Annotated in this window: 10 protein-coding genes; 5 read left to right on the top strand and 5 right to left on the bottom strand. The window is 67.4% G+C overall.

What is annotated here, in order from left to right; all coding sequences use genetic code 11:
* Positions 1–143 precede the first annotated feature (143 nt).
* From ACFXNW_RS03270 to ACFXNW_RS03260, 3 genes are read right to left on the bottom strand one after another with little or no spacing between them, the layout of a single operon-like run.
* Positions 144–935 carry an MBL fold metallo-hydrolase gene (locus tag ACFXNW_RS03270; protein WP_379415506.1) on the bottom strand — a complete coding sequence of 264 codons (792 nt, stop codon included), beginning with the start codon at positions 933–935 and terminating at the stop codon, positions 144–146.
* A 16-nt stretch (positions 936–951) separates the two neighbouring features.
* On the bottom strand, positions 952–1,440 hold the full coding sequence (locus ACFXNW_RS03265; protein WP_379415505.1) for a RidA family protein: 489 nt from the start codon (positions 1,438–1,440) through the stop codon (positions 952–954).
* An 11-nt stretch (positions 1,441–1,451) separates the two neighbouring features.
* On the bottom strand, positions 1,452–1,616 hold the full coding sequence (locus tag ACFXNW_RS03260; protein ID WP_014348616.1) for a DUF4177 domain-containing protein: 165 nt from the start codon (positions 1,614–1,616) through the stop codon (positions 1,452–1,454).
* A gap of 153 nt (positions 1,617–1,769) precedes the next feature.
* On the opposite strand from ACFXNW_RS03260, the gene ACFXNW_RS03255 reads away from it, so the two are divergent.
* Both ACFXNW_RS03255 and ACFXNW_RS03250 read left to right on the top strand, forming a co-directional pair.
* On the top strand, positions 1,770–2,807 hold the full coding sequence (locus ACFXNW_RS03255) for an ArsA family ATPase (protein ID WP_379415504.1): 1,038 nt from the start codon (positions 1,770–1,772) through the stop codon (positions 2,805–2,807).
* Positions 2,804–3,955 (top strand): ArsA family ATPase, encoded by a 1,152-nt coding sequence (locus ACFXNW_RS03250; RefSeq protein ID WP_379415503.1) that lies wholly within the window; start codon positions 2,804–2,806, stop codon positions 3,953–3,955. The genes ACFXNW_RS03255 and ACFXNW_RS03250 overlap by 4 nt, the downstream gene beginning before the upstream one ends.
* On the opposite strand, the gene ACFXNW_RS03245 is transcribed toward ACFXNW_RS03250, so the two are convergent.
* Positions 3,948–4,271, bottom strand: coding sequence for a WhiB family transcriptional regulator (locus tag ACFXNW_RS03245; protein WP_163827936.1), 324 nt, complete (start codon positions 4,269–4,271; stop codon positions 3,948–3,950). The two genes, ACFXNW_RS03250 and ACFXNW_RS03245, sit on opposite strands and share 8 nt — an antisense overlap.
* 439 nt (positions 4,272–4,710) lie before the next feature.
* On the opposite strand from ACFXNW_RS03245, the gene ACFXNW_RS03240 reads away from it, so the two are divergent.
* Complete coding sequence (locus ACFXNW_RS03240) at positions 4,711–7,059, top strand: penicillin-binding protein (RefSeq protein ID WP_379416269.1); 2,349 nt, start codon at positions 4,711–4,713, stop codon at positions 7,057–7,059.
* A gap of 60 nt (positions 7,060–7,119) precedes the next feature.
* On the opposite strand, the gene ACFXNW_RS03235 is transcribed toward ACFXNW_RS03240, so the two are convergent.
* Positions 7,120–7,584: a GatB/YqeY domain-containing protein gene (locus tag ACFXNW_RS03235; protein ID WP_379415502.1), complete on the bottom strand. Its 465-nt coding sequence runs from the start codon at positions 7,582–7,584 to the stop codon at positions 7,120–7,122.
* A gap of 115 nt (positions 7,585–7,699) precedes the next feature.
* Here ACFXNW_RS03235 and ACFXNW_RS03230 point away from each other — a divergent pair, with 115 nt between their 5' ends.
* Complete coding sequence (locus tag ACFXNW_RS03230; RefSeq protein WP_379415500.1) at positions 7,700–8,662, top strand: metallophosphoesterase; 963 nt, start codon at positions 7,700–7,702, stop codon at positions 8,660–8,662.
* Positions 8,663–9,173: 511 nt separating this feature from the next.
* Entirely contained in the window at positions 9,174–10,064 is an 891-nt protein-coding gene (locus tag ACFXNW_RS03225; protein ID WP_379415499.1) for a hypothetical protein, read from the top strand.
* Positions 10,065–10,082 lie beyond the last annotated feature (18 nt).

Below are 10,082 nucleotides of genomic sequence, written 5' to 3'. Positions count from 1 at the left end.
TGATGGATAGTCGGTGTTTTTCTCTGTCACGGACCGCGTGGCCGGGCGCGCTTCGTTTCCGCTCGCACATCCGTTTTGCGGACTTGGTCCCGCCCCGCAATCATGCGGGCCGGGCCTCTGACGTGCGCGCCTGGTGAGGACGGTCAGGACTGCGTGCGCAGGTATTCCAGCTGTGCCTGCACCGAACTGCGCGCCGCAAGCCACAGGCGTTTATCCACATCCGCGTACACCTTGCGGACGACGGCCATCGGCCCGGCATCGGGACCGAGTTCGGCCAGCGCCGCACGCACCTGCTCCAGGCGCTCATGGCGATGCGAGATGTAGTAGCGCGCAACCGGCTCGAGATCCGGATGATCAGGGCCGTGCGCGGGCAGTAGCGCCTTACCGGCGCCCGCCTCGACCAGTCGATCCAGCGACCGCAGGTAGTCACCGAGGGTGCCGTCGGTCGAATCGAGCACAGTGGTGCCGCGGCCGAGGATGGTGTCCCCGGTCAGCACGGCATCGTCGAGCACGAAACTCACCGAATCCCCGGTATGACCGGGAGTGTGCAGCACACCGATGCGCAGCCCGGCGGCAACGATCACCTCGCCGTCGACCAGCACCGCGTCACTCCCGCGCAGATAGGCGCTGTCCATCGCCCGCACCGGCGTTCCGGTCAGCTTCACCAGCCGATCGATGGCGTCGGTGTGATCGGAATGCCGATGCGTGATCAGGGTGAGCGCGATATCGCCACCTGTCGCCGCGGCGATCGCCTCGACATGGGCGCGTTGCTTCGGTCCCGGATCGACCACGACGTATCCGGAGCCCTCCGGAGCCCGCAGGATCCAGGTATTGGTCCCGTCCAGCGTCATCTGGCCGGGGTTGTCGGCGAGCAGGACCGCCGCAGTGGGCGTGACCTGCCGCAGTTGTCCGTACGCGGGATGAGCCGGCGTCATAGGACCTACCTCCTGATCACCGCACCTCGGCGATGAGTTCGACCTCGACCGGGGTGTTCTTCGGCAGCTCGGAGACCCCGACCGCCGAGCGCGCGTGCGTGCCCGCGGCGCCGAAGACCTCACCGAGGAGCTCCGAAGCGCCATTGATGACCAGCGGCTGATCGGAGAAACCTGGCGCCGAGGCTACGAAGCCGACCACCTTCACGATGCGCACGACCTCGTCGAGGCCGACCAGATCGTGCACCGCGGCCAACGCGTTCAGCGCACACAGCCGGGCGGCCTCGGCGGCCTGTTCCAGCGACACCTCGGCGCCGACCTTGCCGGTCGCCGACAGCGCACCGGACACGAACGGCAGCTGTCCAGAGGTGTAGACCAGCGAGCCGGTGCGGACCGCGGGTATGTAGGCGGCGACCGGCGCGGCGACCTCGGGCAGGCTCAGTCCGAGCCGGGCCAGATTGTGTTGCCAGGGGGTTGCGGGTTCGGCCGCGGGTGATTCGATAGCCATACCGGCCCGCCCTACTGCTTCGGCCGCTTCAGGTAGGCCACGTGCTGCTCACCGGTCGGGCCGGGCAGCACCGTCACCAGTTCCCAGCCGTCGGCGCCCCACTGGTCGAGGATCTGCTTGGTCGCATGGGTGAGCAGCGGAACGGTCGCGTACTCCCACAGGGTCACATCGCTCATGGCTGGAGCCTAATGGGTGCGGCCCGCCACGTTCCGACCGCAGCCGGGCCGGGTCACTGGTCATACGAGGCGAACGTCACTGTCTGATACACCACACCCTTGGTATCCGGATCCTTAGGGCGCGATCTCAGCACGGGTTATAGGCTCGCGAACGTGGGAGCACCAACAACAGCGCCGGTTTCGGCCGATCCGGAGCTGACGACAGGCTGGCCGGAACGCGCCTCCAAGGCCCGGCTGCACTATGTGTCGGGTAAGGGCGGGACCGGAAAATCGACGGTCGCGGCAGCCCTGGCGCTGGCGCTGGCCGCAGGGGGACGCCGGGTTCTGCTGGTCGAGGTGGAGAGCAGGCAGTCCATCGCCCAGCTGTTCGACCTGCCGCCGCTGCCACCCACCGAAACCAAGATCGCCACCGCTGACGGAGGCGGCGAGGTGGTCGCGCTCGCGCTCGATATCGAGCACGCCTTCCTCGAATACCTCGACATGTTCTACAACCTCGGATTCGCCGGCCGCGCGATGCGCCGGATGGGCGCCATCGAGTTCGTCACCACCATCGCGCCCGGTCTGCGCGATGTGATCCTGACCGGCAAGATCAAGGAGTGCGCCGTCCGCGTCGACAAGGCGGGCAAGCCGGTCTACGACGAGATCGTGGTGGACGCACCGCCGACGGGCCGGATCGCGAGTTTCCTCGACGTCACCCAGGCCATGGCCGAGGTGGCCAAGGGCGGACCGATCGCTTCGCAAGCCGAGGGTGTGTCGAAGCTGTTGCATTCGGACCAGACCCTGATCCATCTGGTGACGCTGCTCGAGGCGCTTCCGGTACAGGAAACCGCCGATGCCATCGCCGAATTGTCCGAGGCCGACCTGCGCATCGGCACCGTGATCGTCAATCGCGCCAGCCGCGATGAACTGCCCGCCGAACAGCGCAACCGGGCCGCCGCGGGCGATATCGATACCGCGGCCATCCGGTCCGGGCTCGACAGTGCCGCAATCACCTTGCCGGAGGGCGACTTCCAGGGCCTGATCACCGAAACCGTCGAGCATTCGGCCACGCTGCGCGCCCAGGACGAGAGCGCACGAGAACTGGCCACTATCGACATCGCCCGGATCTCGCTGCCCGCACTTGCCGATGGCATGGATCTGGGTGGGCTCTATGAGCTGGCCGAACACCTCACCGCACAGGGAGTCCGATGAGCACGCCGCAGGCAGGCGCCCCCGAGCTGGACATCTCGACGATCATCGGCGACCCGACCGCGCGGGTGGTGGTGTGCTGCGGATCCGGTGGTGTCGGGAAGACGACGACCGCCGCGGCCATCGCGTTGCGGGCGGCCGAGGCCGGACGCAAGGTCGTCGTGCTGACCATCGATCCGGCGCGCAGGCTGGCACAGTCGCTCGGTGTGGCCGATCTCGACAACACTCCTCAGCGGGTGGAGCTCGACCCCGAGGTCAAGGGCGAATTGCACGCGATGATGCTCAATATGCGCCGCACCTTCGACGATATGGTGCTCGAGCACACCAGCCCGGACAAGGCCGAGCAGATCTTCGCCAACCCCTTCTATCAAACAGTCGCCTCGTCCTTCGGTGGGACGCAGGAGTACATGGCGATGGAAAAGCTGGGCCAGCTGGCGAATCGGCGCGAGTGGGATCTGATCATCGTCGACACTCCCCCGTCGCGTAACGCGCTGGATTTCCTCGACGCGCCCAAGCGTCTCGGCAATTTCCTCAACGGCCGGATGATCCGGGTGATCATGGCGCCCGGCCGTGGCGTCGGGCGGTTCGTCACCGGCGCGATGAGCCTGGCGGTGCGTGGCGTGTCGACGATCGTCGGCGGCCAAATGCTCAAGGACGCCTCACTTTTCCTGCAGTCGCTGGAATCGCTGTTCGGCGGTTTCCAGGACCGCGCCAACCGGACCTACGCGATGCTGTCCAAGCCGGGCACTCACTTCCTGGTGGTCGCGGCGCCCGAACCGGATGCCCTGCGTGAGGCCTCGTTCTTCGTGGACCGGCTCTCCACCGAGAAGATGCCGCTGGCCGGGCTGGTGCTGAACCGGACTCATCCGATCCTGAGCGCACTATCGGCCGATCATGCGCAGACCGCCGCCGACCAGTTGGCCGAATCGGATCCGCTGACGGCGGCGGTGCTGCGTATCCACGCACACCGGGTGGCCGCCGCCAAGCGGGAACAGCACCTGTTGCTGCGATTCACCGGAGCCCACCCTCGGGTGCCGATCGTGCCGGTAACCGCGCTGCCCTTCGAGGTCTCCGATCTCGAAGCGCTACGCGCGGTCGGCGATCAACTCACCCGGACTCCGGCCTCCGATTCGGCCGTAGCGGTTACATAGCCACCTGATGTTGACGCTGGGCTTGGAAGAAATCGGCCCACGACGTCACCTCGGGGTGCTGTTTGAGCAGCGCACGCCGTTGCCGTTCGGTCATCCCGCCCCACACGCCGAACTCGACCCGGTTGTCGAGTGCGTCGGCTCCGCACTGCATCAGTACCGGGCAGTGCCTGCAAATCGTTGCCGCTTTGCGCTGCGCCGCGCCTCGAACGAACAGCTGATCGGGGTCTACTTCCTTGCATCGAGCCTCGGAGACCCAAGCGATCCTCGCTTCGGCCTGCTCTACGTCCAATCGAGCGATGGGGGTTGTCATGTGCATTTGGTGTGCCCCTTTGCTGTCCGAACACCGGTAAACGGCGCTCCAGAATCGCGTGTCAGCATCGCAGCAACCCAAACCCCGCTGCGAACTGCACCACATTCCACTTTGAGTGTTAGCTCTATCACACTGGGTTCTCAATCTAGGTAAAGGTATGCGGGAAGGTCAAGACCGAGCTGTGATTTTTTGGTACGTCCGTGCCGCGACCATGCGACACGCCAGTGATCGGATCGCGACACACCACCGGATCCACCGTTATCCGGTGTTCGATCGAACGAGATGCTCACCGCCCTGCCACCATCGCCACGATCCGGGCCGTGTACCGGCCCCGACCTGCAATCGAGCAGTTCGGGTCAAACACACCCGCGAGAGCCGGTGGCCCACCCCTTAGGCTGGTCCCGTGCCGATCAGACATACGCTCGCGAAGCTGGCCGTTAGCTGCATGCTGGCCGCCGTGCTCGTCGCCGGGCTGTTGTTCCCGCTCGCAGGCGGTTTCGGATTCGTGTCCAACCGCGCCGCCGATGCCGTCGACAACGTCTCGGCGGAGTTGGTCGAGGGCACGGTGCCCGCGGTGTCGACGATGGTCGACGCGGCAGGCAATCCGATCGCCTGGCTCTACGAACAACGCCGCTTCGAGGTACCGAGCGAGAAGATCTCCAACGACATGAAGCTGGCGATCGTCTCCATCGAGGACCGCCGCTTCGCCGACCACGATGGCGTCGACTGGCAGGGCACGCTACGTGCGTTCCTCACCAACACCACCAGCGGCGAGGTGCAACAGGGCGCCTCCACGCTGGATCAGCAGTATGTGAAGAACTTCCAGCTGCTGGTCGTGGCCAAGACCGACGCCGAGCGCCGCGCCGCCATCGAGACCACCCCGGCCCGCAAGATCCGCGAGATCCGGATGGCGCTGACGCTGGACAAGGAACTGACCAAGGACGAGATCCTCACCCGCTACCTCAACCTGGTGCCGTTCGGTAACTCCTCCTACGGCATCCAGGACGCCGCGCAGACCTACTTCGGTATCGACGCCGCCCAGCTGAACGTCGCGCAGTCGGCGATGCTGGCGGGCATGGTGCAGAGCAGCTCCAAGCTCAACCCCTACACCAATACCGAGGGCGTGCTGGCCCGGCGCAACACCGTGCTGGACACCATGATCCAGAACATCCCCAGCCGTGCCGACGAATTCCGCGCGGCGAAGAAGGAGCCGTTGGGCGTACTGCCCGAGCCCAAAGGCCTGCCCCGCGGCTGCATCGCGGCCAACGACCGCGGCTTCTTCTGCGATTACGCGCTGCAGTACCTGGCCAACGCCGGCATCAGCCGGGAGCAGATCGACAAGGGTGGCTACCTGATCCGGACCACCCTCGACCCGGCTGTGCAGGATTCGGTCAAGCGTGCGGTCTCCGAGGCTGCGCCGCCGAACCTGGAGAACATCGCCGAGGTCATGTCGGTCATCGGACCCGGCCAGGACTCGCATCCGGTACTCGCCATGGCAAGCAGCCGCACCTACGGCCTCAACCGTGAAGCACACGAAACGCTGCTGGCGCAGCCGTACTCGATGGTCGGCGACGGCGCGGGCTCGGTGTTCAAGCTGTTCACCACGGCCGCGGCGATGGAGAAGGGCATGGGCATCAATGCCCAGCTCGACGTGCCCGGCCGGTTCAATGCCCAGGGCATGGGTAACGGTGGCGCCCCCGGCTGCCCGCCCGCGACCTACTGCGTCGAGAACGCGGGCCGCTACAAGTCGCCGATGTCGGTGACCGAGGCGCTGGCGACCTCGCCGAACACCGCGTTCGTCAAGCTCATCCAGGCCGTCGGCGTCACGCCGACCGTCGATATGGCCGTGCGGCTCGGCATGCGTTCCTATACCGATCCCGGCTCCTCAGGGCTCGAGAACAACCAGAGCCTGGCCGACATGATCAAGGGCCAGAACCTGGGTTCGTTCACCCTCGGTCCGGTCCCGATCAACCCGCTCGAACTGTCCAACGTCGCCGCCACGCTCGCCTCCGGCGGTAAGTGGTGCCCGCCGTCGCCGATCAAGGAAGTGATCGACCGCAGCGGTAAGCAGGTGCCGTTGACCCAGCAGGCCTGCGAGCAGGTTGTCGAGCCCGGCCTGGCGAACACACTCGCCAACGCCATGAGCAAGGACGATCAGGCCGGCGGTACCGCCTTCGGCGCGGCCGCCAACGCCGGCTGGACGCTGCCGATGGCGGGTAAGACCGGAACCACCGAAAGCCACCGCTCCTCGGCGTTCGTCGGGTTCACCAACTCGCTGGCGTCGGCGGTCTACGTCTACGGCGACAGCCCGACCCCCGGCGAGATCTGCTCGTTCCCGCTGCGCAACTGCGGTGCCAGCGATGCGAACGGCCTGTTCGGCGGTAACGAACCCGCACGAACCTGGTTCAACGCGATCAAACCTGTGGTCGGTCTTTACCCGCCGCCGGCGCTGCCGCCGCTGGACGACAAATACGTCCGCGGCGCCAACAATGCGCAGGTGCCCGATGTGGTCGGCATGAAGCAGGGTGAGGCGACCGCCGCGCTCATCGCTGCCGGATTCAAGGTCACGCCGGTGGAGTCGTCCGGATCGGCGCCGAAGGGCACCGTCACCGGATCCTCGCCCAACGGGTCGGCCATTCCCGGGTCGTTGGTGACGATCTACGTCAGCGACGGCACGGTGCGGACCCCGCCGCCACCGGGACCGCAGGGGCCGCCACCGGGCGTACCTGGGCTACCGCCGCCGCCGATGCTGCCGCCGATCCCTATTCCGATTCCGCTGCCCTTCCCCAGATAACGACAACGCCGACCCGGTCTGACCGGGTCGGCGCTTCGTTTATCTGGTTGTGTCGAACAGCTACAGCCGCGCCTTGACGGCGGCCGAGATCCTGGAGCCGTCGGCCTTGCCTTGGGCGAGCGCGGTGGCGATCTTCATGACCTGCCCCATCTGGCGCATGCCGGGGCGCTCGCCGATCTGCTCCGCGACCTGGGCGATAGCCGTATCGGCGAGGTCGGCGACCTCGGCCTCGGTCAGCTGGGTGGGCAGGTATTCGTCGATGATCCTGGCCTCGGCGTGCTCGTTGGCCGCCAGCTCACCGCGTCCGGCCTGGGTGTACACCTCGGCGGCCTCGTTACGTTTCTTCGATTCCTTCGTCAGCACGGCGACGACTTCGGCATCGGAGAGCTCACGTGCCTCGGGGCCCGCGACTTCGGCGGACTGGACGGCGGCGAGCAGCATCCGCAATGTGGCAAGACGCAGCGTGTCCTTGGCTTTCATCGCGGCGGTCATATCCGCGCGCAGCTGCGATTTGAGTTCCGACATGTGCCACACGGTAGCCGTTGCGCCCGAACCGGCCCACCATATTTACCCGGCCGGTCGGCGAACCTGTGCCTGAACACACGCCGCGTTCGAGACCACCGTCACCTATGCTGGGCAAATGCCCGTGATCTCGACCTCCGCTGTCCGCCGAACCGCGCTGGGCGCCGCCGGAGCCGCGGTGGCCGGAGTCGGCTATGCCTCCCTCATCGAACGCAATGCCTTCGTGCTGCGTGAGGCGACGATGCCGGTGCTGCGACCGGGTTCGGCGACGCTGCGGGTGCTACACATCAGCGATCTGCACATGATGCCAGGACAAAAGCTCAAACAGCAGTGGCTGCGCGAGCTGGATCGGCTGGAGCCGGACCTGGTGATCAACACCGGCGACAACCTCTCGCATCAGAAGTCGGTGCCCGCGGTGGTCCAGTCGCTCAGCGGATTGCTCTCGCGCCCAGGGCTTTTCATCTTCGGCAGCAACGATTACTTCGCGCCGGTGCCGAAGAACCCGCTCAAGTACTTCAAGACCGATCACCGCCGCACACATGGCGCGCCGCTGCCGTGGAAGGATCTGCGCGCGGCGTTCACCGAACGTGGCTGGCTGGATCTGACCCACGTCCGGCGCGATCTCGAGGTGGCGGGTATCCGCATCGCCACCGCGGGCGTCGACGATCCGCATCTGCAACGCGATCGCTACGACACCATCGCCGGCGCACCCAATCCGCTCGCCGACCTGCGGATCGGCCTCACCCACTCACCCGAGCCGCGAGTGCTGGACCGCTTCGCCGAGGACGGCTACGACCTGGTGCTGGCCGGCCACACCCACGGCGGCCAGCTGTGCCTGCCCGGCTACGGCGCGCTGGTCACCAACTGCGCCATCGACCGGTCGCGGGTCAAGGGCCCGTCGAAGTGGGGCGAGCACACCCGCCTGCACGTCTCGGCCGGACTCGGCACCTCGCCGTGGGCGCCGTACCGGTTCTGCTGCCGCCCGGAGGCCACGCTGCTGACGCTGGTCGCCGCACCCCCGAAGCGGCCGAACTCCGATACCGCACAGGGCGTTTCCACCTCGGAGACCGTCGCCCGCTAGGGTCGTTTGCCGAGACTTTTTGTCAGGCAAGAGGACGACCTTGAATACTTTCGACCCCGGCAACGGAGGTGGGCCGGGCATGCCGTGGGGCCCGGTGAGCCCCCCATCGGGACCAGCGCCTCGGCAACCCGTCGGACCGGAAGCGGCACCTACGCACACCGGCCAACAGGGGGCGGGTCCCGAAGCAGCACCGACACAGGGCGGACAGTGGGGCGCCGGGTTCCCGAGTTCCGCACCCGGTCCGACACCGTGGCCGCCGATCGCGCCCGAAGCAGCACTGACGCAGACCGGGCCCGGGACATCGGGCAAAGTCGCCGCGAGTTTCGTGCCTGTGCCGCCGGCTGCCGGGCCGGACTCGACGTCGATACCTGGCGGGCAGTGGCCGTTAGGAAGTGGACCTGCGATTCCGACGCCCGTGCCGGCCGCAGCAGCGCCTACCCAGACCGGACAACGGGCGGATGGTGGACCGAACTGGACGAACCCCGGCCCTACCTGGACGGATCCGAGCGCGTTGGTCGCGCCCCAGTGGTCCGGACAGTACGGCGAGGTCCCACCGATCGAGCAGTATCAGGGTGGGCGGCCTCCGGGTTCGCTCGGGCCCGGCCAGGGCGCGCCTGCGGTTGCGTCCGGCAGCCGCGGGAAGTACATCGCATTCGGCGCGGCGGCGATGTCGGTGATCGCGGTCGGCGTCGGGGTCGTCGCGGTGACCGCCGGTGGTTCCGAGAAATCCTCGGCGGCAGGCGGGGCCACCCCGTCGATGGTCAGTGCCTTGACGACCGGCGAATCCGCATCGAAGTCGCCGCGGTCGTCCAGCGAAACCACCACACGGCCGCGTCCGCGGGAAGCCCCGCCCGTCGGCGACGTCGGCCCGGTCGTGCCCGGATTCCAGCCGGTCGCGGTGCCCAATCGCAGCGCCGTATACGACGTTCCCGCCGGTTGGCGCGTCGCGCCCGAAGGCAGCGTAGGTGGTTTCGGCGAACCGCCGGAGGCCGTCGTCGGCAACGGCCTCGCCACCGACGGCGAAGACTACTGCCCCGGTTCGACCCGCACCGTCGCCTTCATCACCGGCTCCGACGCCACCGACCCTGCGACCGCCGCCACCGAACTCGGCGCCAAAGCCGCGACCGTGGCCTACGCGGGCAGCCGCGACGTCCGCCCCGGCACTCCCCAGCCGCTCGCCTCTGTCGACGGCTCGCAGCAGGGCATGCTGGTGGAAACCACGGGCAGAATGGACACCGCCAAACCCGGCTGTGCGACCGAGTTCTCCGTCTACACCTACGCGGTCCCCGGCCGCACCGGGAGCATCGTGCTGGTCCTCGCCGCCGACACCGGCGTCCCCGATGCCGTCGACCACGCGACCGCCCAGCGCATCCTCAGCAGTATTCGCCCCTTGAAAGACTGATTGACCTGCCGGTTTAAC

The sequence above is a fragment of the Nocardia sp. NPDC059180 genome (assembly GCF_042754945.1).
In the GTDB taxonomy this organism is placed as follows: domain Bacteria; phylum Actinomycetota; class Actinomycetes; order Mycobacteriales; family Mycobacteriaceae; genus Nocardia.
Note: the sequence above shows the minus strand (reverse complement) of the source record. Positions and strands in the feature narration are given on the sequence as shown.